At 66.7% G+C, this 22,972-nt stretch carries 18 protein-coding genes and 3 pseudogenes; 6 read left to right on the forward strand and 15 right to left on the reverse strand.

Going from position 1 to position 22,972, the window contains the following annotated elements; all coding sequences use genetic code 11:
• The first annotated feature begins 129 nt into the window (after positions 1-129).
• Positions 130-1,302 carry an aminotransferase class V-fold PLP-dependent enzyme gene (locus tag ABDV78_RS15140; RefSeq protein WP_343528263.1) on the forward strand — a complete coding sequence of 391 codons (1,173 nt, stop codon included), beginning with the start codon at positions 130-132 and terminating at the stop codon, positions 1,300-1,302.
• Positions 1,303-1,322: 20 nt separating this feature from the next.
• Positions 1,323-2,837 carry a peptidase S10 gene (locus ABDV78_RS15145; protein ID WP_343528264.1) on the forward strand — a complete coding sequence of 505 codons (1,515 nt, stop codon included), beginning with the start codon at positions 1,323-1,325 and terminating at the stop codon, positions 2,835-2,837.
• Positions 2,838-2,965: 128 nt separating this feature from the next.
• Here the strand turns inward: ABDV78_RS15145 and ABDV78_RS15150 are convergent, their stop codons facing one another.
• The gene (locus ABDV78_RS15150; protein ID WP_343528265.1) at positions 2,966-5,035 is read right to left on the reverse strand and encodes an amidohydrolase family protein; all 2,070 of its coding nucleotides are present in this window, start codon (positions 5,033-5,035) and stop codon (positions 2,966-2,968) included.
• Positions 5,032-5,985 (reverse strand): ornithine cyclodeaminase family protein, encoded by a 954-nt coding sequence (locus ABDV78_RS15155; protein WP_343528266.1) that lies wholly within the window; start codon positions 5,983-5,985, stop codon positions 5,032-5,034. Before ABDV78_RS15155 ends, ABDV78_RS15150 begins: the two co-directional genes overlap by 4 nt.
• A gap of 125 nt (positions 5,986-6,110) precedes the next feature.
• On the opposite strand from ABDV78_RS15155, the gene ABDV78_RS15160 reads away from it, so the two are divergent.
• The gene (locus tag ABDV78_RS15160) at positions 6,111-6,584 is read left to right on the forward strand and encodes an Lrp/AsnC family transcriptional regulator (protein ID WP_343528267.1); all 474 of its coding nucleotides are present in this window, start codon (positions 6,111-6,113) and stop codon (positions 6,582-6,584) included.
• Between the two features lie 123 nt (positions 6,585-6,707).
• Positions 6,708-8,438, forward strand: a complete 1,731-nt coding sequence (locus ABDV78_RS15165; RefSeq protein ID WP_343528268.1) for a peptidase M61 — start codon at positions 6,708-6,710, stop codon at positions 8,436-8,438.
• A gap of 350 nt (positions 8,439-8,788) precedes the next feature.
• Here ABDV78_RS15165 and ABDV78_RS15170 read toward each other — a convergent pair.
• The 12 genes and pseudogenes from ABDV78_RS15170 to ABDV78_RS15225 all read right to left on the reverse strand — a co-directional run bounded on the left by ABDV78_RS15170 (position 8,789) and on the right by ABDV78_RS15225 (position 21,475).
• Positions 8,789-9,998, reverse strand: a pseudogene (locus tag ABDV78_RS15170) (IS91 family transposase).
• 34 nt (positions 9,999-10,032) lie between these two features.
• On the reverse strand, positions 10,033-10,938 hold the full coding sequence (locus ABDV78_RS15175) for a tyrosine-type recombinase/integrase (protein WP_343528269.1): 906 nt from the start codon (positions 10,936-10,938) through the stop codon (positions 10,033-10,035).
• A gap of 127 nt (positions 10,939-11,065) precedes the next feature.
• On the reverse strand, positions 11,066-12,538 hold the full coding sequence (locus tag ABDV78_RS15180) for an aldehyde dehydrogenase family protein (protein WP_343528270.1): 1,473 nt from the start codon (positions 12,536-12,538) through the stop codon (positions 11,066-11,068).
• A 13-nt stretch (positions 12,539-12,551) separates the two neighbouring features.
• The gene (locus ABDV78_RS15185; RefSeq protein WP_343528271.1) at positions 12,552-13,655 is read right to left on the reverse strand and encodes an NAD(P)-dependent alcohol dehydrogenase; all 1,104 of its coding nucleotides are present in this window, start codon (positions 13,653-13,655) and stop codon (positions 12,552-12,554) included.
• Positions 13,656-13,666: 11 nt separating this feature from the next.
• Positions 13,667-14,416, reverse strand: coding sequence for an SDR family oxidoreductase (locus tag ABDV78_RS15190; protein WP_343528272.1), 750 nt, complete (start codon positions 14,414-14,416; stop codon positions 13,667-13,669).
• A gap of 74 nt (positions 14,417-14,490) precedes the next feature.
• Positions 14,491-14,901, reverse strand: a complete 411-nt coding sequence (locus tag ABDV78_RS15195) for an ester cyclase (RefSeq protein ID WP_343528273.1) — start codon at positions 14,899-14,901, stop codon at positions 14,491-14,493.
• A gap of 10 nt (positions 14,902-14,911) precedes the next feature.
• Entirely contained in the window at positions 14,912-15,508 is a 597-nt protein-coding gene (locus tag ABDV78_RS15200) for a glutathione S-transferase family protein (RefSeq protein WP_343528274.1), read from the reverse strand.
• Positions 15,508-16,434 (reverse strand): glutathione S-transferase family protein, encoded by a 927-nt coding sequence (locus ABDV78_RS15205; RefSeq protein ID WP_343528275.1) that lies wholly within the window; start codon positions 16,432-16,434, stop codon positions 15,508-15,510. Before ABDV78_RS15205 ends, ABDV78_RS15200 begins: the two co-directional genes overlap by 1 nt.
• A complete protein-coding gene (locus ABDV78_RS15210) occupies positions 16,431-17,636 on the reverse strand; it encodes an iron-containing alcohol dehydrogenase (RefSeq protein ID WP_343528276.1) in 1,206 nt (401 codons plus the stop codon). Before ABDV78_RS15210 ends, ABDV78_RS15205 begins: the two co-directional genes overlap by 4 nt.
• A gap of 129 nt (positions 17,637-17,765) precedes the next feature.
• Positions 17,766-19,223: an aldehyde dehydrogenase family protein gene (locus tag ABDV78_RS15215; RefSeq protein ID WP_343528277.1), complete on the reverse strand. Its 1,458-nt coding sequence runs from the start codon at positions 19,221-19,223 to the stop codon at positions 17,766-17,768.
• A gap of 130 nt (positions 19,224-19,353) precedes the next feature.
• Positions 19,354-20,301 (reverse strand): LysR substrate-binding domain-containing protein, encoded by a 948-nt coding sequence (locus tag ABDV78_RS15220; protein ID WP_343528278.1) that lies wholly within the window; start codon positions 20,299-20,301, stop codon positions 19,354-19,356.
• Between the two features lie 46 nt (positions 20,302-20,347).
• Positions 20,348-21,475, reverse strand: coding sequence for a CaiB/BaiF CoA-transferase family protein (locus tag ABDV78_RS15225; RefSeq protein ID WP_343528279.1), 1,128 nt, complete (start codon positions 21,473-21,475; stop codon positions 20,348-20,350).
• Between the two features lie 173 nt (positions 21,476-21,648).
• Here ABDV78_RS15225 and ABDV78_RS15230 point away from each other — a divergent pair, with 173 nt between their 5' ends.
• A complete protein-coding gene (locus ABDV78_RS15230) occupies positions 21,649-22,488 on the forward strand; it encodes a CoA ester lyase (RefSeq protein WP_343528281.1) in 840 nt (279 codons plus the stop codon).
• A gap of 131 nt (positions 22,489-22,619) precedes the next feature.
• Positions 22,620-22,850 (forward strand): annotated as a pseudogene (locus ABDV78_RS15235) (transposase); the annotation flags it as partial.
• 10 nt (positions 22,851-22,860) lie between these two features.
• Here ABDV78_RS15235 and ABDV78_RS15240 read toward each other — a convergent pair.
• A pseudogene (locus tag ABDV78_RS15240) lies at positions 22,861-22,972 on the reverse strand (IS630 family transposase); the annotation flags it as partial.

Genomic DNA, 22,972 nt, shown 5'->3' on the forward strand with positions numbered 1-22,972 from the left:
CCGGCGCCTGCAACACGCAACTTCTATGCGACGGTGATCGGCTAGATTGCACCCATGGGGGTTCCGACAATGAGAGCAGGCGTGACGCGGCGGGGCGTTTTGGCAGGAACCGCCACCCTGCCGTTGGCAATGCAAGCCGAGGCCGCGCCCGCCGTTCTGCCGGATCGGACGAACTTCGTCGCCATGCCGGGGACGTATCTGGATTCCGGGACGATGCATCCGGTGCCGATCGGCGCATGCGAGGCAGCGCGCGCCTACCTTGCGCAGCGCGCAATGCTGGACGGCTATTTTCCCACCGAGACGGTCGAGGGGCGGGTGAAGGCGAACTTCGCGCGGCTCATCAACGCGACGCCGGCAGAGATTGCCTTCGTCCAGAGCACCACGGCGGGCGAGCAGGCGATCATCGACGCGCTCGGCTTCCCTCGCGAGAAGGGCCGTATCGTCACCGACACGCTGCACTTCTTCGGCTCCTTCTACCTCTACGAGGAACTGGCGAAGCAGGGCGTCGACGTCGTCTGGCTGCGACCAAGCGAGAACCGGATCGCGATCGACGATATCGAACGTGCGGTGGTGCCAGGGACGCGGCTCGTCGCGCTGTCGCTGGTGTCGACCTACAATGGCTTCGAGCACGACCTCAAACGCGTGTGCGACATCGCGCATGCGAGGGGCGCGCTGGTCTATGCGGACATCATCCATGCCGCCGGCGCGGTGCCGGTCGACGTGCGGACGAGCAACGTCGATTTCGCCGCCTGCGCGAGCTACAAATGGCTGATGGGGGATTTCGGCTTGGGCTTCCTCTACGTCCGTGCCGACCTGCACGATCGGTTGCGGCGGACACGCTACGGTTATTACCAGCTCGACCGGTTCGACCCGCACGTCTATCCGTTCGATCCTACGCCGGCGCGGGCGGACTATCCGATCGCCGACGTGACGCCGCGCGCCGACATGGAGGGGCTGTTCGCGGGCGGCACGCATGCGCACACCGTCTCGGCGATGCTCGACTGGTCGCTCGCGCATATCCTCGACCTTGGCGTCGATCGCATCACCGCCTATCGCCAGCCGCTGCTGCGCCGGCTGCACCAGGGACTGGCGAGTCGCGGCTATCGGGTGGTGACGCCGCCCGACAGCCGCACGCCGCTGGTCACCTGCATCGTCGAAGGCGCGCGCGAGCGGCTCGCCGCGCCGCTCAAGGCCGCGAAGGTGCAGATCACCCTGTCGCGCAACCGATTCCGCGTCAGCCCGTCGGTGTTCAACACGCCGGACGATATCGAACGCCTGCTCGCCGCGCTGCCGCGCGCCTGATCTTCCGAAGGAAAGCCCCGATGCGCCGCCTCCCGTATCTTGCCGCCGCCCTGATTCTTGCCGCCACGCCGGCCGCGCTCCTGGCGCAGGACGGCGGCGATGCGCCGATGTCGCCGGCCTTCCTGCGCGCGATGGAGCCGATGGTGCCGCGCGATGGTCCGAGTACGCGGGTGGTGACGACGCGGCATCGCATCACGCTCGGCGGCAAGTCGCTCGCCTATCGTGCGATCGTCAGCGAGCAGGCGATGCCGGGGCCGGACGGTACGCCGGTCGCGGTGGGCGTCAGCTATGCCTATGCCGCCGACATGCCGCGCGCTGCCGGGCAACGGCCGGTGTTGTTCGTGTTCAACGGCGGGCCGGGCGCGTCGTCGTCGCCGCTCCACATGCAGGCGTTCGGGCCCCGGCGGATGGTCGGCAGCGGCGCGGCCACGCACCTTGAGGACAATCGCTTCACCTTGCTCGACGTCGCCGATCTCGTCTTCATCGATCCGGTCGGCACTGGCGCGTCGATGCCGATCAAGGGCAAGGATGCGTCCGCCTATTTCGGCGTCGGCGGCGATGCGCGCGGGGTCGCGGCGATGATCGCGGGATGGCTGGCGGCGAATGGGCGGACGGGGTCGCCGGTGCTGCTGATGGGCGAGAGCTATGGCACGTCGCGGGCGCTGGCGATCCTCAACGAAAGCATGAAGGCGAAGGCGCCGCTGCCCGATGGCGTCGTGCTGCTGTCGCTCTCGATCGGCGACAGCGACGGGCCGGTGGTGTCGGATGCAGTGCTGCTGCCGACGCTGGCGGCGGTCGCCTGGTATCACGGCGCGGTCGATCGTGCCGGGCAGAGCGTCTCGCAATGGTATGACGCGGCGCTGCACTTCGCGCAGACCGATTATGCCGCGGCGCTGATGCAGGGGCCGGCGCTGCCCGCGGCGGAGAAGCGGCGGGTCGCGGCGCGCATGGCGGCGCTGATCGGCATTCCTGCGGCGACGCTGGCCGCGCACGACCTCCGGCTGGAGCGGCGCCAATTCATGCTTGGGCTGCTGGCGGCGAAGGGCCTCAGGACCGGACAGCTCGACGGGCGCGCGACGCGGGCGATCGCTGCGAGCAACATGCGGCCGCCGTTCGACGATCCGTCGATGTCGCTGGGATCGGGGACGACGACGACGATCGAGACGTATCTGCGCGACGAGCTCGGCTATGCGCTGCCGAGTGGCTATCGCAGCCTCAACCTCGGCATCAACTTCACATGGAACTGGGACAAGGAATATGGCGGCAGCTACCGCGCCGCATCGTTCGCACCCTATCTGACGGCGGCGATGGCGGCGAAGCCGACACTGCGCGCGTTCGCGGCGGGCGGCTATTACGACATCACCACGCCCGTCTACGCCGGCCAGTTCGCGATCGAGCAGAACGGCGTGCCGGCGGACCGCATTGCCTTCCACCGCTACCCTTCCGGGCATTCCGCCTTCGAAGACCCAGACGCGCTGGCAGCGCTCAGCGCCGACCTTCACCGCTTCGTCGCGGCGGTGGCGGCGGGGCGGTGATCCACGTCTGGTGATCGTTTGGTCGTACCACTCCTTGTTCACGCGAGGCGGCGAAGGAAGGGATTGGCGCACGGAGGACAGAGAGAGCCCGGGTGCCGCTCCGCCCGCACAAACCAGCGGGGACCGTTTTAGAATTCGTCCATCGCGTCATGCGCCGGGCCGGAGCCGGTCGCCTTCGACGCGGGTGGGGGCGGGATCAGTCGGGGCGCGGGCGCGAAGGGTTTGATGCCGAACGCCGGGTAGATTTCCGACGGGAAGTAGAGCGTGCCGTCCTTCACCACCATGGCGATGCGGTGGAGTTCGCGCGGGTCGCGCGTCGGGTCACCCGGCAGAAGGAGGAAATCGGCGAGCTTGCCGCGTGCGATCGTCCCGAGCTGCTGGTCGCGGCCCAGATAGCGCTCGGACCCCAGCGTCGCGAGGCGCAGCACTTCGGGGATCGGAATGCCGGCCTCGGCATAGATCTGCAACTCGCGATGCACCGACAGGCCGGTCTGGTCGTCGGTGCCGGGCAGCAGCCGGATGCCGCGGTCGTGGAGCAGCTTCAGCACCTGCTTCACCTTGACCATCGCGCCGTCATAGGCGGCGGCGTCGGCCGGCCCTGCGATCGGCGCGATCGCCTGCTGGCGGCGGCGCTGCAGGCCGATCGGCAAATGGTCGATATAATCGGCGACCGCAGGGTTAGGCTTGCCGTCCCGGCCGCCCATCAACAGTTCCAGCGTCACCGCGGTCGGATCGTGCGCGGTGTGACGCGCCGCCATCAGTTCGATCGTGTGCTGCACGCGCGGAGAGGCAAGGTCGAGCGTCGCGGTGCGCTTCATCGCGGTGAGCCGCAAGGGCGTGCGCGTGTCCTCCTTGGGATCGAGCACCCAGCCGAGCATCAGCTGGTTGACGTGCGTCACCTCGTCATAGCCCGCGCCGATCATCGCATCGGCATTGGTGAAGGCGGGAATGTGCCCGGTGACGGTCATGCCGAGACGGTGCGCCTCACGCGTGATCGCCGGCACCCAGGCGGGGTTCATGCTGTTGTAGATCTTGATCTGCCAATAGCCGCGCGCGGCATACCAGCGCACCGCATCGAGCGCCGCCGCTTCGCTGTCCGCGACGATGCCCAGTCGGGCGGAATAGGGGCTGCGCCCTTCGAGGAAGCCGTTGGGCGTGATACGTGGGCCTGCGACCTCGCCTGCGGCGATGCGATGGATGAGGTCGGGCAGGAAGGCGTTGTCGTTGCCCATGTCGCGCACAGCGGTGACGCCCGCCGCGAGGTAGAGCAGCGCGGATTCGAGACTGATATGCGCGTGCATGTCGTGCAGGCCCGGCATCAGCGTGCCGCCGGCGCCGTCGATCGTCGCCTCTCCGGGCGATGCCGGTGCATCGAGCGGCTGGATGCCGGTGATGCGTCCATCGGCGAAGACGACCGAGACGGGCGCGCCGCGCGTTCCGCTGACCGGGTCGAAGACGCGGACGTTGCGGATGCGCACCGGCGCGTCGATGCGGTGGGCGAAGCGCTTTTGCAGGCCGGCGTAGCGGTCCGCCGTCAGTCGCGTCGCGAGCGCGGTGAGCGCAGGAACGTCGCCTTCGTGACCTTCGCGCACCGTCGCGCCGCCGGTGTCGAGCACCGCGAACAGCGCGCCCGCGGCATCGAACAGGATCATCTCGGGCGACAGGTCGATGCCGCTGATCGCATAGGCCTGGTAGCGCGCGGTGCCGATGGTCGCGGGCCCGAGTGGATCGATGTGCAGCTGGCCACCGGGCAGTGCCGGCAGGGTGCCGCCCGGCGCCTTGAGCAGCGCGTGCGCGTAGAGGCCCAGTGCCCAGGGGCTGGCGGACTGGCCGATGTAGAGCGCGGTGCCGCTGACCGACGCCTCACGCGCGCCCATCGCGTCGCTCCAGCGCGCGGTGGTGCCGTCGCGCGCGAAGCGTTCGTGGACGTCCCCGCCGAAGGTTGCCTTGCCGTCGAGCGTCCAGCGCCATGGCAGGCCATCCGGCCCCAGGTCGATCACCTCGTCCATCGTCGGGCCGCGACCGTTGTTCTTCACGTCATAGTGGATCGCGACATGATCGCCAGTCCGCGTCGCCGCGACGCTGCCGACCTTTTCGCCGTTCGCGATCACCGACAGGCGTTCGGCGGTCTGCGCCGCGACCGGGGCGGTGCCGGCAAGGAGCGTCGCCAGAAAGGTGGGGAGGGTCAGGCGGATCATGCGCGCAGCGAACTCCGGTAGAGGTGGGCGGCGGCGGCGAGATCCTGCACGGCATGGCCCAGCGACTTATAGACGGTGATGTCGGTCTCGCCCGTGCGGCCGGGCACGCGGCCGAGCAGCACCTCTCCGATCTCCGCGACGATGTGATCGTCGGTGACGAGGCCGGCATCGCGCGCGACGAGGAATTCGGCGGCGGCATCGCGTGCGGAGGCGGTACTGTCAGCGACGTAGCGGCTCTTGGCGACGAGGGCGCTGTCTACCTCCACCGGCCCCGGACCGCTCGATCCGACGAGGTTGACGTGCGTACCGGGTTGGACCCAGTCGCCGTGGATCAGCGGCTCGGCGGCGGCGGTCAGCGTGCAGACGACGTCGGCGGCGCGGGTCGCGGCCTCCAGATCGTCGGCGCGTTCGCAGGGCAGGTGCGGAAAGGCGGCGACGAGTGCATCCGCCTTGTCGGGCGAGCGGCCCCAGATCAGCACCCGATCGAAACGACGGACCAGCGGGAGCGCATGGAGATGGGTATGCGCCTGCCCGCCGGTGCCGACGATCAGCAGCGTCGTCGCGTCCGTGCGGGCGAGCGCGTCGGTCGCGACCGCGGAGGCGGCGGCGGTGCGGATATGGGTGATCTCCTCTGCGTCCGCGATCGCGACCGGGCGACCTTCGCACGGTTCGAACAGCACCACGAGGCCTCGGTGGCAGCGCTTTCCGGACCGCGGGTCGACGAAGACGCTGATCGTCTTGGTGCCGAACACGTCCTGTTTGCCGAGTGCGCCCGGCATCTGCGCGAAGGTGCGGCCCGGTCCCAGCGACAGCATCGTGCGCAGCAACTGGCGGGTTGTCCCGGCGGACAGGGCCTGCATCGCATCGCGCACCACACGAATGCAATCAGGATAGGAAAGCCCGGCGCGCACGCCCACGCTGTCGAAGATCGTCAGGTCGTCGCGCGTCATGTTCGATCCTCGTCTGCCCCACCGGCAGGCTAACGTCCTTCCCGCGCAAAAGCTTGTCGATCGGGCGCGTCCGTGGTGGAATGGCGCCAGCTTCAATCTCCATTTCGCCGGAACCGCGCATAATCATGGCCGATGCCCTCGACCGCTTGGACCTCAAGATCCTCGACCGCCTGCAGATCGACGCCTCCGAATCGTCGAGCGAGATCGCCGATCGCGTCGGCCTGTCGCAATCGCCGTGCTGGCGGCGCATCCAGCGGCTCAAGGAGGAGGGCTATATCAAGGCGCAGGTCGCCGTGCTCGACCGCGAGAAGTTCGGCGAAAGCATGTACATCTTCGCCCAGCTCAAGATGGGCCGGCTGAACGACGAGGCGCGCGACCGGTTCATGCGCGCCGTGGAGGACATTCCGGAGATCACCGAGGCCTATACGCTGTTCGGCGAGATGGACGTGATGCTGAAGGTGCTGGCGCCGAGCATGGCCTGGTATCAGAACTTCACCTTCCGCACGCTGCTACGCCTTCCCGGCGTCGAGGATATCCGTTCCATCGCCACCCTGTCGGAGGTGAAGTGCACGCATCGCCTGCCGCTGCCATCGGCATGACGGTGCGGCAATCGGCGTGGTTCGCGAATAGGCTATGCAGTGCTTTGGCCGGGCGGACGCGCTTGCGGCAGGATTTCGCTTGCGCGCGCGGTTAGATTGACCCCACAAATTCGGGGAAACGCGATGACCGGTCGAATGCTGCGCTTCTGTCCGGCGCTTGCGACGCTGCTGCTCGCCGGTGCCGCGCCGCCGGACGACGCGCCGCATCTCGTCGTCCGGATCGCACCGGGCGCACCGGACGCGCAGCAGCACGTCCCTTTCGTTGACGTGACATTGGTCGTGGACGCGCTTCATGCCGCAGCGGGCGAGCTGCTGTTCGAACTGCCGCTGGTTGCCAACACGGTGGTCACCAGCGGCAAGGACCTGCAGGCGCTCGCCTTCACGGATGCCGCCGGCCCGATCGTGGTGACTGCGCTGGACGTCGCTGAAGACGCGTCGAACATCACCAGACGCTGGCGTGCTTCAAGAGCCGTCGTGGGCGCGATCACCGTGCGCTACCGCGTCCCGATCGATGCCGCCGCGCCGGCGCTGGCGCTGCCGCAATATGAGATGCGGACGGAGCGGGGCACGTTCTCAGCGGCGGGCAATGCCTTCCTTCTGCTGCCGACGGATCGGACGCCGCGTCGGGTCGAGATGCATTGGGATTTCGCGCGCTACGGCGCGGGCGGCACTGGCGCGTCGAGCTTCGGCCTGGGCGATGTTACGACGCCGGCGCCGCTGCCTGCTCGGTCACTGGCGTCTGCCTATTATATGGGCGGGCGCCCCGGCACGGCGGGACCGGAGCGGGACGGTTTCTTCGCCACCTGGCAGGGTGATCCTCCGTTCGCGATGGCACCGCTGATGACCTGGGCAGGGAAGCTGCATCGCTTCTACTGCACCTTCTTCGGCTACACGCCGATGAGCTTCGGCGTGTTCGGGCGCACCAACACCCGCAATCCGGGCAGTGGCATCGGCCTGACCGACAGCTTCGCCTATACGTTCAACCAGACGTCGAAGCCCGACGACCTGCGTTCGCTACTGGCGCACGAAATGCTGCACAGCTGGGTCAATTCGCTCGACGGGTCGATGGACAGCGCGGGCGGGCTCGACCGGTCGTGGTTCGGCGAGGGGCTGGCGGTGCATTACCAGCGGACGCTGCCGTACCGCGCGGGCATGATCTCCGCCGACGACTTCCTGAAGGACCTCAACGAGACGGCGGCGCGCTATTACACCAACATCAAGATCGCCACGCCTAATGCGGACATTCCGAACGGCTTCTGGCGCGATACGCGGGTGCGGGTGCTGCCCTACGATCGCGGGTCGCTGTATTTCGAGACGGTGGATGCGCAGATCCGTGCCAAGTCGGGCGGTAAGCGCTCGCTCGACGATATTGTGCGCACGATGCTGACGACGCGGCGCGCCGGTGGCAAGATGGACGAAGCGCTGTACCGGTTGCTGCTGAAGGCCGAACTCGGCGCTAGGGGGATCGCCGAACTGGATGCGATGCTTGGCGGCGCGATCGTGCTGCCGCCGTCGGACGCCTATGGAACTCGATTTCGCCGGGTAACCCGGCCGCTGCGGCGATACGACCTGGGGTTCGACATGGCCTCGCTCCAGGCCCGGCCCAAGGTCGTGCGCGGCCTAATTGCCGGATCGAATGCCGCGGCGGCCGGGCTGCGGAATGGCGACGAGATCCTCAACGCCTTTCCGCAGGATGCGCTGCAGGGTGACCAGCAGGCGTATGTGACGCTGGACGTCAAGCGGGCCGGTGAGGTGCTGCACCTGCGTTATCAGCCGCGCGGCGAGACCGTGGACGCATTCCAGTGGGTAGTAGCCAATCGTGGTAAGGCCAAGGCGTCGATAGCGCCAATATGAACTAATGGAAGCTTATCAGCAGCGGTAAACTCACGCTGAACGGCCGATTGTGTGAAGGAAATCAGGCACCGGCAGGTGTATGATTTCCTCCAAAGCAGGAAGCCGCGGGCCGCTGGCGATGATCTATGGGGAAAGCGGTTTTCGGGTGGTCGGCCGGTCGCTGTGCTGTCGGGCGGGATGCGCCGTATCGGACCGCGATGCGGCACTCGGGAAGAACCTTGGCCATGGATGTCGGGCAAGACCGGCGGTCTGGCCGCGCGTCGATGTGGCTGACGATGCCGCCGGCGCGAGCGGCCTGAACGCCGGAAGCGCGGTAATCGCGTGGCGGGATGTGTCCGGGCCATGCCGGGTCATGGCGTCGTGGTCCCGGTGGCGCTGGTGCCATGCGGCGGTGCGCGGGGTTGTCGCCAGCGTTCGAAGGTCTCGATGACGAGCATGCGTCCGCCGCAGCATGGGCATGGCGGGCGGGCGTCATCGAGTTCGCTGGTCGGCGGAGCATCGACTGGCAATGGCGCGACGCTGAGCAGCTCGCGGGCTCGTTCGAGGTGGGCCTTGCGGGTGGCGCCGGCGAGCACACCGTAATGGCGGATGCGATGGAAACCCTTTGGCAGGACGTGGAGCAGGAAGCGGCGGATGAACTCATGCGCACTGAGCGTCATGATCTGCTGCCGGTCGGCCCCGCCGCGACGGTAATCCTTGTAGCGGAAGGTGACGCCGGTCTGGTCGAAGCGCAGGAGCCGGCTGTTCGAGATCGCCACGCGGTGAGTGTAGCGCGAGAGATAGGCGAGCACCGTCTCGGGGCCGGCGAACGGCGGCTTGGCATAGACCACCCAGCGCTTCTTCCCGACCGGGGCCAGGTGCCGCAGGAAGGTACGCCGGTCGGCAAGATGCGCGAGGCTGCCGTGGAAGCCGAGCCGCCCGGCGTCGTACAGCGCCATCAGCCGGGTCAGGAACAGGCGGCGGAACAGCTTGCCGAGGACGCGCACCGGCAGCAGGAACGCCGGCCGTGACGAGATCCAGCGACGGCCGTCCCGCGACAACCCGCCGCCCGGGACAATCATATGGATGTGCGGGTGGTGGGTCATCGCCGAGCCCCAGGTGTGAAGCACTGCGGTGATGCCGATGCGTGCGCCGAGATGCTTCGGGTCGGCGGCGATGGTCATCATCGTCTTGGACGCCGCCTGGAACAGCAGCCCGTAGACCGCCGCCTTGTTCTGCCACGCTACATCGGCAACCTCGGCGGGCAGCGTGAAGACGACATGGAGTGAGGCGAAGGACGATGATCCGGGGGATCATCGGACAGCCGAACCCGACCGGCAGCAGGTCGGCCTCGCGCTCGGTCAGCCATGCTCGCGCTGCCGCGCCCTGGCACCGCGGGCAATGCCGGTTGCGGCAACTATTGTAGGCGAGCCGCCAGTGCCCGCAGTCGGTACAGGCCTCGACGTGTCCGCCCATGATGGCGGTACGGCAAGTCTCTATCGCCGACATGACCTTCAGCTGGTCGAGGCTCAGATGCCCGGCATGGACGACTCGGTACGTGGGGCCGGCGGCGCGGAAGATGTCGGCAACCTCCAGCGAGGCGCGCACGCGGGCGTCACCCGGCGGGCGTCCTGCCCTCCATCAGCGCCATCAACTGGTCGAGCGGGCCGGTCACCGCGCGGATCGTGCGCGTCGCGACCTTAGTGTAGAGCGCAGTCGTCTCGAGCTTGCTGTGCCCGAGCAGCACCTGGATGACGCGGATGTCGACATCCTGCTCCAGCAGGTGGGTGGCGAAACTGTGCCGCAGCGTGTGCGGGCTGACACGCTTGCGGATGCCCGCTGCCTCGGCCGCCTCGTGGACGGCACGGTGCAACTGCCGGGTCGAGATCGGGTCGGTGTAGCTGCGGCCGGGGAACAGCCAGCCGTGCGGCAACAGGACGCTGCGCCGTTTGCCCTCGCGCCACCATAGCCGAAGCAGCTCGAGCAGTTGCGGCGAGAGCATGGCATTGCGGTCCTTGCGACCCTTGCCCTCCTCGATACGGATGAGCATGCGCCTGCTGTCGATGTCGTCGGCCTTGAGGTGCGCGACCTCCGACACGCGCAGGCCAGCGCCGTATGCCACGCCGAGCGCAGCGCGGTACTTGATGCCCGGCGCTGCTTCCAGCAGTCGTGCGACCTCGTCGACGCTCAGCACATCGGGCAGCTTCCGGGGACGCGGCGCCAGCACCAGCTTGCGCGACAGATCCGGCCGGTCGAGCGTCACCCCGAACAGGAAGCGCAATGCCGACACCGTGGCGGCGATGACGGACTCGCTGGTGCCGTGTTCGCGCTGGTGAACCTGGAAGCGCCGCACGTCCTCGGCGGTCGCCGTATCCGGCGAGCGCCGCAGGAACGCCGCGAAGGCGCGAACGTGTCGAACATAGTCGTGCTGCGTCCGCGCCTTCATCGCGCGCATCGCCATGTCGTCGAGCATCCGCTGGCGCAGCGGGGTGACGGTCAGTTCGACTGGTGCAGTAGCCATGATGGAGTTCCTTTTGCTGAGGAACCCCATCGTCTGCCTCCGCTGCCGCAGAGCCAAACCTCAGCGCAGGCGCGCTACTTCATCGCGAATACCAGTGTCGCGCAGCGGCTTCGTGCTTTGGGTCCTTTTACTTCCTAAACATGAGAGTCTTCGAATTTGTGAATTCCGCGAGGCCCTCCGCACCATTCTCGACGCCGAGACCCGATTGCTTGTGCCCGCCGAACGGGATTTCGAGGCCGTGGATGTGGATTTCGTTTACCCATACGGTTCCCTTTTCCAGCCGTCGTGCTACCGCGATCGCGGTGTCGCGGTCTGGACCCCAGACGGATCCGGCAAGCCCGAACTGCGTATCATTCGCCTTCGCGACGACCTCGTCGACGGTGTCGAATGCGATGATCGGCACGATCGGGCCGAACGGCTCCTCGCGCACGATGCGGCTGTCTTCGGGCGGATTATCGACGACGGTGACGGGGACGAAATTGCCCGCCAAACTCTCGTCGATCGTTCCGCCGAGCGGGGTGGCATAGCCGTTCGCCTTGGTGTCATCGAACAGGTCGCGTAGCTTGTCGTACTGCATGCGGTTCTGGATCGGACCGAGGTCGGTGCCCGCATCCATGCCGTCGCCCACCGTCTTGGTCCGGCCGTATTCGACGAACGCCTTCACGAAGTCGGCGTGCATCGAGCGGTGGACGTAGAGCCGCTTGGAGGCGATGCACCACTGCCCCGAATTGCCGAATGCGGCCCAGAACAGCGTCGGCACTAGTGGCTGCCAGTCGGCCCCCTCAAGCACGATCGCGGCGTCGTTGCCTCCCAACTCCAGCGTTACCCGCTTGATCGTGCCCGCGCCCGACGCCATCACCTTGCGGCCCGTCGCGGTGGAGCCCGTGAAGCTGACCTTGGCGATATCGGGATGCTCGGCCAGCTGCTGCCCCAGTTCATTGCCGCCCGACACGATGTTGAGCACGCCGGGCGGAAATATGCCCTGCGCGATCTCGCCGAATCGGAGCGTACAGAGCGGCGTGTAGGGAGACGGCTTCATCACCATCGTGTTGCCGCTGATCAGCGCCGGCGCGATCTTCCACAGGCCGAGCAGGACCGGGAAGTTCCACGGCGTAATCGCCCCGACCACGCCGAGCGGCGTGCGTTCGATCAGGACGATGTGGTCGGCGGTATCCTCGACCACCTCTTCGGGCAGGCGCCGCGTCGCGGTTTCGCGCACCCATTTGATCGAGGCATCGACCTCGCCCGTCGCCATTGAATGGCGCGGCTTGCCCTGCTCCAACGTTAGCAAGGTGATGAGTTCTTCGCGGTGCGCCTCCAGCGCATCGGCGTAGCGCGCGATGTAGCCGCCGCGCTCGTCCCACGACAGCGCCGACCAAGCCGGGAACGCCCGCCTCGCCGCAGCGATTGCGGCCTCCATATGCTCCGCCGTTCCATCGGGTGCCTGAGCGAGCACGGCGTTGGTGGCGGGGTTAAAGACGTCGAACGAGGCGTTTGTCTCCACCCGTTCGCCGCCGATCGTCAGCGCATAGGGTGCGGCGAAGTCGATCCGCACCGCATCGGCGGTGTCGACGGGGCGATCCAGCAGCGTGTCGGTCATGATCTCTCTCCTGTCAGGCGGGACGGACGATGGGCTTGAGGACGCGGCCGCTTTCCGAATCCTGGATGGCGGAATTGATGTCGGCCAGGTCGTAGAACTTCACGAGCCGGTCGAAGGGGAAGCGACCGGCGCGCCACAATTCGATCAGCTGCGGAATGAAGACCTGCGGCACGCTGTCGCCCTCGATGATGCCACGCACCGTGCGACCGAACAGCAGCGTGTTCATGTCGAGGCTGGCGCACTCGCCAAGGTTGGCTGCACCGATCAGCCCACAGGTGCCGGGGATGCGTAGCGCGTCGACCGCCTGTGCCAGCACCTTGGGGTTGCCGGTGCATTCCAAAGTGAAGTCGGCCCCGCCACCGGTGATCTCCCTGATCCACTCGACCGCATCTTCCTTGCCGCCGTTGATCCCGTGTGTCGCGCCCAACTCCTTTGCGAGGGCGAGACGATCGTCGTGCAGGTCGACGAGGATGATCGTGGTGCAGCCGATCGCCGCCGCTGCCATCGCCGCGGATAGTCCGACCGATCCCGCCCCGAAAATCGCGATCGACGAGGCGGCGGGCGGCTTCAGCGCGTTCAGCACCGCCCCCGCACCGGTCTGGATACCGCAGCCGAGCGGTCCCATCAGTTCGAGCGGCACGTCCTTGCGGATCGGGATGGCGTTGCGCTCGGTCGCGATCGCATAGGTGCCGAAACTGGACTGCGCGAAGAAGGCACTGCCCAGCGGGTGGCCGTGCGCGTCGCATACGGCTTGGCTACCGTCCAGCCGCGCGCCCTTGAAATTGCGGTCGTAGAAATTGGCGCAATAGCCCGGCCGTCCCGACCGGCACTCGCCGCAGCGACCGCAATGGCCATAGCTGAGGACGACGTGATCGCCGACGGCCAGCCCGACGACGCCCGCGCCGACCTGCTCGACCACGCCCGCGCCCTCATGGCCGAGCACCAGCGGCAGCGGGACGGGATAGCCCTGGTCGCGGACCACCATGTCGGTGTGGCAGACCCCGGTACCGACGATCTTGACCAGCACCTCACCCGCGCGAGGAGCCTCGAACCGGGCGTCGATGACCTCGAGCGGCTCGGACTTCTGCCTCGCGACCGCGACCTTGCCTTCGTACATCCCGTCTCTCCTCAGATCGTCCGGCCGCCGTCGACGGGCAGCGCGACGCCGGTGATGAAGTCCGCGGTAGCGAGATAGATTGCGGCGTCGGCCACATCCTCCGGTTCGCACAGCCGGCCGAGCGGAATGCTGCCGAGGAATTTTGCGCGATTCTCGGGCGTATCGGGCGCGCCCATGAAGTCGGCGAGCATCGGTGTCGCGCCCATCACCGGGCAGATCGCGTTGACTCGGATTTTCCACGGCGCCAGCTCGACCGCCAGCGACTTGGACAGCATGTTGGTCGCGCCCTTCGAGCCGTTATACCAGGTGAGGCCGGGCCGCGGCCGGATACCGGCAGTCGAGCCGACGTTCAGCATCACGCCGCCGCCATGATCGCGCATCGCCGGCACGACAGCGTGAACCATATTATAGATCGACTTGACGTTAACCGCGAACACCCGGTCGAACGTCTCTTCATCGACGTCGAGCAGCGGCTGGTTCCTGTGCGTCATCCCCGCATTGTTGATGACGATGTCGGGAACGCCGAACGCTTCTGTCGTTGTCTTCACCGCGGCATCGAGATCCGCGCGCACGGTCACATCGGCGGTGATGCCGATCGCCTTGTCCGCACCAATTGCCGTCGCGACCTCCGCCGCCTTGTCGCCATTCAGGTCCACCACCGCGACCCTCGCGCCGAGTGTGGCGAAACGGTGCGCCATCGCCTTGCCGAAGCCGCTCGCGGCGCCGGTGATGAGGGCGGTCTTGCCGTTCAGGTCCATCATTCGCTCCTGCGTCAATAAGCGAGCATCGCCGCCGCCTCCGACACGGTCAGGCCGACGCCGTCTGGGTCACGCGGTCACACCGCGCCGATCTGTTGCAGCATGCCCAGATTGTCCATCAGTGCCCAATGCTCGGTCAGTTTGCCGTCCCTGATGTGGAACAGGTCCATCACCTGAAAATCCACCGGCTTGCCCGTGGCGGGAACGCCAAGATCGTCGCCCGAATGGATCGCCTTCACGCGCAGGTGGACCAGCACGCTGTCACCCTGCGCGACGGTTTCGACGATCGGCAGCTCGATCTGCGACAGGTTGCCATGGAGGAATTCGCCCAGCTTGCGCACGCCTTCGATGCCGCGCACCTCGAACGGCAGGCCCGGGTCGTGGCGTACGAAATCCTCGGCGATATGGTCGCGCCACCACGCCTCGTCGCTGGCGGCGAAGGCAGTGAAATAATCGCGGGCGAGCTGGGCATTGGCGTCGGCCGTCATGACGATCCTCTCAGATATATGGCTTGGTGTCGTGGAAGGCGGGCCGTTCGGCGGTCGCCGCGACGAGCGCGTCGAGGCGGGGCGTGGGCGTGACCCACGGTTCGCCCTTGAACCGCAGGTCGAGATAGTCGCGCGCGACCACCGCCGTGATGACCGCGATGTCGGGCGTGCCGCCGCCATACGCAGGCGGGTCTGTTTCCAGCGCGGCCAGACCGTCGACGATGGTGCGGATGCGGCGCTTGCCGACGCGGTGCTGGGCGAAGTCGGGATCGACCTGCATCCGGTTGGTGACGATCGTCGCCTGTGCATCGATCACGCCCATCGCGCGTCCGGCAAGGCTGACGATCCGGTCGAGATCGCCGCCCAGCAGCGAAGGCTCCGGGACCTTTCGTTCGAGCCACAGCAGGATGAGCAGGCTCTCGGTGATCGGCAGCCCGGCGTCGGTCTCCAGCGTCGGTACCCGTGCAGCGCTATTGAGCTTCAGCAACGCTGGCGCGTCATCCCACGGATTGACGATCTCGGTCCCCGCCAGGTCGAACCCCTTCTCGCCGAGCGCGATGCGCGCGATCCGGGCATAGGGCGAGGTCGTGTTGGTCAGGATACGCATCAGGCATCTCCATCGCGCACGACGGCATAGCCAAGTCGTGGCAGGTGGACATGGACGGTGCCGGCGACGTCGCTGTCGTGCCGCACCACGATCTCGCGAGAGTTCGCCGAAACCAGGATGCCGCGGACGGGGTCGTTCGCTTGGTCGGCCTGAACCAGCACCGCTTCACCGACGACGAGGCCACCGGGATCATCGGCGACGACGCCCTCGGTCGGGTCGGGCGAGGCATCGCGGGCAACCGCGAGCGCGTCGGCGGCGGTCAGCGGCGTCCGCACGCCATGACCGATTGCGCCGATCCGGTCCATCCACGGCGCCAGCGCGTTGAGCGGGATTAGCCCGGCGATCTCCTCGCCGCCGTTGCTCCGCGCGAACCACAGGGGATGGTAAGCTGCAAGGTCCGCTGCGGACAGCGTGTCGCCGAACAGGAACGGTCGCCCGTCGGCCAGCATGTCGGCGAGGATGCCGATCAGCGCGGTCACTCGCTGACGATTGACCGGCGCGGCCTTCCGGCTGGCGGCGAGCGAGAAGTCGTGTTTCATGAAGGCGATGCGGTCGGCGATGAATTCCGCCGGCACGCCGTCGCCGATGATCGATGTGGTCAGCGTCGCCGCTGGGACAAAGCCCGCCGCATCCGCCCACGCCGCAAAGGCAGTGACTGCACCGACCTGTCCCGCCGGATACAGCGCGCGGTTGGGATAGCGCCGGTCGAGTTCGGACAGGATCAGCGCGGTGTCGCAATAGACGTCCGCCCCGATCTGGAGGGCAGGGATACGTCGATAGCCGCCCGTTAGCGGCACCATGTCGGGACGCGGCGGCCAGATCGGCACCTCGACCGAGTCCCACGCGATCTGCTTGGATCCGAACGCCAGCCGCACCTTTTCGGCGAAGGGCGACAGGTCGTAATGGTGGAGGATCGGACGGGTCATGCACAGCACTCCATGAGCATCGCCTCGGCCTGCGCGACCGTCATCTTGCGCGCGGAGGGACAGGCGATGATCGTGTCGGAACGGGCGGTCGCCGGATCGTAGTCGCGGGCAGCGATGCCGGCGTAGAGGCCCGGCACCGCCCGCCGCGCCATCTCCGCGACACGGTCACGCGGCAGCTGTTCCGGCGTGAAGGCAAGCGGGAAGGCGATGTCGCGATACAGGTCGCGCACCGCTTCCGACGCCGCCGCAATGCATTCGGTCCGCGACAAGCCGGCGGTGTCGACGTCGAGCGCCTCGGCCAGCGGACGTACCTTGTCGGGCAGCACGGCCAAGTCGAAGGCCAGGACATGGGGCAGCAGGATGCCGACGCCGTACGGGTGCGGCAGATCGAGATGCCCCTCCATCGGCAACGACAGCGCGTGGCCGTGGCCAAGCCGCGCATTGCCGCAAGCGATATTGGCCATGCACGAGGCGATGAGATTGTCGGCGCGCGCCGCCTCATTGTCCGAGTTGATCGACGCGCGCAGCGACCCGTGTTGCAGCTTCACCGCAGCGATCGCCAGCGCATCGGTGATCGGCGATCCGATGACGCTGACATAGGCCTCGACCGCGTGGGTCAGCGCATCGACCGCGGGCAAGGCCGCGACGCGCATCGGCAGCGAGGCGAGGGTGACGGGGTCGAGGATCGCGGCGTCCGGAAAGCTCAGCGGGCCGCCACCCAGCAGCTTTAGATGACGTTCCTCGTCCTTGACGATCGTCCATTGCGAAACTTCGGAGCCCGAGCCGGCGGTCGTCGGGACCATCACCATCGGCAATGCGCGCTTGTCAAACGCCCCGACGCCGGTGCATTCCGCCATCGGCTTGTCGTTGGTCGCGACGATCGCGATGCCCTTGCCGGTGCACATCACCGATCCGCCGCCGATGCAGATCACGCCGTCGACGCCCTCGCGGCGGACCCGCTCGCCCTGCTGGTCGATGTGCGAGCAGCGCGCATCGATCCCGACCTCGTCGAAGCGGGCGACGGTGATGCCTTCATCCGCCAGCGCTTCACACGCGGCGGCATGGAAGGGCTGCGCAGAGATCACCGGATCGGACACGACCAGCACCCGCGTCATCTTCAATTCGCGCGTAACCCGACCGATGGTCGCAAGCGCCCCCGATCCGGCGACGACGCGGGTCGGCATGTAGAAATTGGTAACCAAAGCCGTTCCTCTCCCGGCGACTTCCGCGCTGCGGAGCCGCTCTCATCCAGATCAGTAACCTGTGACGGCGAGCAGGGCGCAATAACGTTTTTGTCGTGCCGCCATCGCGCCCTGCTATGGTTTGGCCGCTCAGCCGTGCTTGAAGATCGTCGTCCGGATCGTCGATGCGTCATGCAACGCCGCAAAGCCCTTCTCGCGCCCGTGACCGGACTTCTTCATCCCACCGAACGGCAGTTCGATGCCGCCACCCGCGCCGAACGCATTGATATAGACCTGGCCCGCACGGATCTGCCGCGAGACACGCAGCGCCCGATTGCCGTCGAGCGACCACACCGCCGCCATCAGCCCGTAATCGGTATCGTTGGCGAGACGCACGGCGTCCTCTTCATCCTCGAAGCGAAGAACCGCGAGGACCGGGCCGAACACCTCCTGCGTCGCCAACTCGTTCTTACGCGGGACTGGGCCATAGATGCGCGGCGCGACGAAGAAGCCACCTTCCGGTACGCCATCGGCAACCTTGCCCTGCGCGAGTACAGGGACGCCGCTCGCCTCCGCGCGCTCGAAGAAACCTTCGATGCGCTTCTTCTGGGTGGCGTTGATGACCGGGCCGAGCGGGCCATCCATCTCCGGCGTGCCGGCGGTGAGCTTGCCGAACTCCTCGGCGAGCGCCGCGACCACCGCGTCGAACGCCGACGCTTCGATCAGCACGCGCGATCCCGCCGAACAGGTCTGACCGGAATTCTGCACCATGCTGGTGGCGATCACCTTGGCTGCCGCCGGGATGTCGGCGTCGGCGAAGACGACGTGTGGGCTCTTGCCGCCGAGTTCCATCGTCACGCCGATATGGTTCTTCGCCGCGGCGGTCTGGATCAGCGTGCCGACCTCCGGGCTCCCGGTGAAGCTGATGAAGTCGATACCGGGATGGTTGGCCAGCGCGTCGCCCGCTTCCTCACCCAGTCCGGGCACGATGTTGATCGCGCCCTTGGGAAAGCCGACGGTGGCCGCCAGTTCGGCGAGGCGCAGAGGGGTGAGGCAGGCATCCTCCGCCGGCTTGACGACGCAGGCGTTGCCCATTGCCAGCGCGGGTCCAACCGTGCGGCCGAACATTTGCGCAGGATAGTTCCACGGAATGATGTGGCCGGTGACGCCGTGGGGGACGTGTTCGGTCGTCACGAAATAGCCGGGCATGAACGGGATCGTATCGCCATGCACCTTGTCCGCCGCACCGCCGTAGAATTCGAAATAGCGCGCGGTGGCGACCATGTCGTTGCGCGCCTGCGTCAACGGCTTGCCGGTGTCGCGGCTTTCCAGCTGCGCCAGTTCTTCGGCGTGTTCTGTGATCTTCAGACCAAATTTCGACAGGAGCCTCCCGCGCTCGGTCGCGCTCAGACGGCCCCAGTCACCCGCCAGGGCGGCACGGGCAGCGGCGACCGCCGCGTCGACGTCTTGGGCATTGCCGGCCGCAATTTCGGCAAAGACGACACCCTCGGCAGGCGCGACGACATCGATCGTCTTTCCCGACTTCGATGCGATCCACTGATTGTCAATGAATACGCCCTGCGCTGTCGATTTGGTGACTTCGGTCATATGATCCTCTCGAGCATCGGTTGATGGCATCCACCGACATATCTGACGGGTGTAAATGTGCTGACCGCGTTCAACGCTCGCCAAGACCTATTTGCGCTGAGGCGTATAGGCTTATGGTATGACCCGGGGATCACACGCTGGTCCGCATCCTTGCCTCGCCCCAGGCACCGTCACGAACCAGGGTGCGTAGGGTGCGACGGCACAGGCGCTCCACCGCTCGCATCGCCGCAGTCGCCGGCCGGTTGGCCGGTTCGACGATATGGACCGTGCGCTGGAATGGCGGGTCGAAAGGCCACGCACGCAATTTGCCCGCCGCCACTTCAGACGCCACCGAATGATCGGGCAGGATCGAGAAACCGAGCCCGTCGCCGACCAGCGACTTGATTGCGCTATACGCATCGATCTCCCATTGGGCGGAGATGCCGACACCGGCCTTTGCGGCATGCTGCTCGACCAGATCGCGCAGGCCGTGCCCGGGACTCGGCAGGATCATCGGCATACTGGCAAGCTGCTTCATGCCGATCGTGTCCGATGCAGATGCCATATCCGTGACGGCGGGATCATCGACGGACCCGAACAACACCAGCGTCTCGGTCAGCAAACCGATCGACCGCAGTTCGCGGTCCTCCACAAAGGCGTAGAGCAGGCCCAAGTCGACGCGACCCTGCCGCAACCAGTCGAGCACATATCCACTCATCGCTTCGGCAACGCGAAGCCTGATCTTGGGGAATTCCGCGCGTGCGGCGCGTACCAACGGCACGCCCAGCACTTCGGCGATGGACGAGGGCAATCCGATCGCCACTTCGCCGGCAGGTTCGGCATCCGCGCTGCGGATCGACCGTTCGACTTCCTCGAAACGGCCGACGATCTCACGCGCGTGATGGAGCAGGAGCGCGCCAGCCTCCGTCGCCTGCACGCCCTGTGCGGTGCGGAACAGCAGCTTGACGCCCATACCCTCCTCCATATTGCGAACATGAAGGCTGAGCGACGGCTGCGCGACGTTCAGTCGCTGCGCGGCTTTTGAGATGGAACCGCATTCGACGATGGCGATGAAGTAGCGAAGCTGTCTGACGTCCAAACCCCGGGCCTTTCCCTACGCCGCACATGGGGCGGACCATATCGGATTATCGTGATGCGTATTCCGATCGCAACGCCGCGTCATGCTCGCCGAGCGCCGGCACGGCACCGAACTCAGGGTCCTGATTGTCGATTCGCGCACCCGGTGCAAGGTAGCGAACGGGGCCGGCCGGCGTCTCGACCGTGACGAACCGGTTCTGCGGATGCGCGGCGAGATCGGCCATCGAGCTGACCCGGCCATAGGCGATCCGGGCGCGCTCAAGCCGTTCGATCATCTCCGACCGATCGACCGCGGCGAACGCCGAGGTCACGATCGCGTCCAGCGCCTCGCGGTGCTGGACGCGCGCGCTGTTGCCGACGAACCGTGGATCGGTCGCCACCTCGGGCTGTCGCAGCACCTCGCGGCACAAGTTAGCCCATTCGCGCTCGTTCTGAATGGAGAACAGTACCGCCGCGCCGTCGCGGCAGGTATAGGCTCCATAGGGCGCGATCGTCGGGTGATTGAGCCCCGACCGTGCCGGCTCTTTGCCGCCATAGACATATTGCAGATACGGCACATTCATCCAGTCGGCGAGGGCGTGGAACAGCGACACGTCGATATGTCGCCCCTGGCCCGTCTTCATGCGCCCGATCAGGGCCTGAAGCACCGCCTGAAACGCAGTCATCCCCGCGGCGATGTCACATACCGAGACCCCGACCCGCGCCATCCCGTGTTCATTGCCGGTGATCGTGGACAGCCCGCTTTCGGCCTGAACGAGCAGGTCATACGCCTTGAGGTCGCGATAAGGACCCTCCAGCCCATAGCCCGAGATCGAGCAGGTGATGAGCCGTGGATCGCGCGCGCGCAGCTCCGCCGGCGCGAAGCCAAGCTTGTCGATCGCGCCGGGGGCAAGGTTCTGGATGAAGATGTCTGCGGTGGCGATCATCCGGGCAAGCATTTGCCGATCGGCCTCGGACTTAAGATCGAGCCTGACCGACTCCTTGCCGCGATTGAGCCACACGAAATACGCGCTCTCGCCCTGGACGAGATGATCGTAGCCGCGCGCAAAATCCCCCTCCGGGCGTTCCACTTTGATTACGCGCGCACCGGCATCGGAAAGTCGGCTCGACAAATAGGGGGCGGCGACGGCCTGCTCGACCGAAACGACGGTGATATCCGCTAGATCGCTGTTCACGTCAGCCTTACCTCGATAACAAAGTCGCTACCGTGGCGTGCCTGCGCCCCGGTGGCCAATAGGGTTGCGGTCAGGCTCTCATAGCGTGTTGTTATGGGCGATCGATCCATCGCATAGCGGCAAGCGCAGGATGATATGGGATCGTCGATGCGGGCTGATGGCATGACGACGCCATGACCAACATTCCATCATCGCTCCAGACCTTTGGCTTGCCCCTCTTCCTGCCGGCGGACCGGCTAGACCGGTTCGACAAGGCTGTCGCATCCCGGGCGGACGCGATCATTCTCGACCTCGAAGACGCGGTGTCGCCCATGGCGCGTAGCGACGCGCGCGACGGCCTGCGCGCAATTGCGTCGCGGATCGCCGCTGCGCCGGTGCCGGTCATCCTCAGGATCAACGCGGTCGGGACAAGCGATCACGCCGATGACCTCGCCATCGCGCGGGAACTGCCGCTTGCAGCGGTCATGCTGGCCAAAGCGGAAAGTGCTGATGACGTCGCGAACGTCGCGAGCGCCTGTGACCGGGAGATCGTGTCCCTGGTCGAAACCGCCCGCGGTCTGGCTGCGGCGCGGGCGATCGCCACCCGCTCGTCGCGGCTTGCTTTTGGATCGCTCGATTTCGCGGTCGATCTTGGCTGTGCGCATGACCGGGACGTGCTTGCGGCTGCCCGGATGGAACTGGTCATGGCTAGCCGCCTTGCTGGTATCGCAGCACCACTGGACGGCGTGACGACGGCGATCGACGACGCCGCGCTGATCGAGGATGACGCGCGCCACGCATCACGGATGGGGTTCGGGGGCAAGCTGCTGATCCACCCCGCCCAGATCGCCCCCGCTGCCGCGGGGCTGTCCCCCGATGCGAGTGAGGTGGCATGGGCGAGTCGCATCCTCGCCGCTGCGATCGAAAGCACGGCTGACAGCGGCGCCCTGTCGGTCGCTGGGACCATGGTCGATGCACCCGTCCTGCGGCGCGCGGAGCGGATCGTTGCCCGGCATGACGCGATGTCAAAATGATCGAGGTCGCGCTGCCATCGGCGCTCGCCCCAAGCGTCTCGCTATATCAGTCATAGGTATTTGCGAATGGACCCGATCTGAACCGCCCCGGGTTTGTCGGAGGCTCCAACTCCTGAGAAGGTGGAGCCTGTATGAGCAAGACGACGAACAAGTTTGCGCCTGAGGTCCGCGAGCGAGCGGTACGGATGGTGCTGGATCACGAGCGCGATCACCCATCGCGATGGGCAGCGGTCGTTTCCATTGCCGAGAAGATTGGCTGCGTTCCGCAGACGCTGCATGAGTGGGTAAAGAAGGCGGAGGTGAACAGCGGCAAGCGCGCTGGCGTTCCGACCGAGGTCGCTGACAAGATGAAGGCGCTAGAGCACCGAGCGTTTAATCGGAAGCATATCCGGCAGCGGCGAAGTAGTTGCGGCACTCGTGGGGGTCGTACAGGTCGCAGATGGATCCGACGGTTTTCCAGAGGTCATCGATGGTCCTGGCACCG

It is taken from the genome of Sphingomonas sp., from assembly GCF_039594485.1.
Classification (GTDB): domain Bacteria; phylum Pseudomonadota; class Alphaproteobacteria; order Sphingomonadales; family Sphingomonadaceae; genus Sphingomonas.

What these genes read in the sequence shown, in the direction of transcription:
- ABDV78_RS15140 (WP_343528263.1), top strand. Translation starts at nt 130, where the DNA reads ATGCAAGCCGAGGCCGCGCCCGCCGTTCTGCCGGATCGGACGAACTTC.
- ABDV78_RS15145 (WP_343528264.1), top strand. Translation starts at nt 1,323, where the DNA reads ATGCGCCGCCTCCCGTATCTTGCCGCCGCCCTGATTCTTGCCGCCACG.
- ABDV78_RS15150 (WP_343528265.1), bottom strand. Translation starts at nt 5,035, where the DNA reads ATGATCCGCCTGACCCTCCCCACCTTTCTGGCGACGCTCCTTGCCGGC.
- ABDV78_RS15155 (WP_343528266.1), bottom strand. Translation starts at nt 5,985, where the DNA reads ATGACGCGCGACGACCTGACGATCTTCGACAGCGTGGGCGTGCGCGCC.
- ABDV78_RS15160 (WP_343528267.1), top strand. Translation starts at nt 6,111, where the DNA reads ATGGCCGATGCCCTCGACCGCTTGGACCTCAAGATCCTCGACCGCCTG.
- ABDV78_RS15165 (WP_343528268.1), top strand. Translation starts at nt 6,708, where the DNA reads ATGACCGGTCGAATGCTGCGCTTCTGTCCGGCGCTTGCGACGCTGCTG.
- ABDV78_RS15175 (WP_343528269.1), bottom strand. Translation starts at nt 10,938, where the DNA reads ATGGCTACTGCACCAGTCGAACTGACCGTCACCCCGCTGCGCCAGCGG.
- ABDV78_RS15180 (WP_343528270.1), bottom strand. Translation starts at nt 12,538, where the DNA reads ATGACCGACACGCTGCTGGATCGCCCCGTCGACACCGCCGATGCGGTG.
- ABDV78_RS15185 (WP_343528271.1), bottom strand. Translation starts at nt 13,655, where the DNA reads ATGTACGAAGGCAAGGTCGCGGTCGCGAGGCAGAAGTCCGAGCCGCTC.
- ABDV78_RS15190 (WP_343528272.1), bottom strand. Translation starts at nt 14,416, where the DNA reads ATGATGGACCTGAACGGCAAGACCGCCCTCATCACCGGCGCCGCGAGC.
- ABDV78_RS15195 (WP_343528273.1), bottom strand. Translation starts at nt 14,901, where the DNA reads ATGACGGCCGACGCCAATGCCCAGCTCGCCCGCGATTATTTCACTGCC.
- ABDV78_RS15200 (WP_343528274.1), bottom strand. Translation starts at nt 15,508, where the DNA reads ATGCGTATCCTGACCAACACGACCTCGCCCTATGCCCGGATCGCGCGC.
- ABDV78_RS15205 (WP_343528275.1), bottom strand. Translation starts at nt 16,434, where the DNA reads ATGACCCGTCCGATCCTCCACCATTACGACCTGTCGCCCTTCGCCGAA.
- ABDV78_RS15215 (WP_343528277.1), bottom strand. Translation starts at nt 19,223, where the DNA reads ATGACCGAAGTCACCAAATCGACAGCGCAGGGCGTATTCATTGACAAT.
- ABDV78_RS15230 (WP_343528281.1), top strand. Translation starts at nt 21,649, where the DNA reads ATGACCAACATTCCATCATCGCTCCAGACCTTTGGCTTGCCCCTCTTC.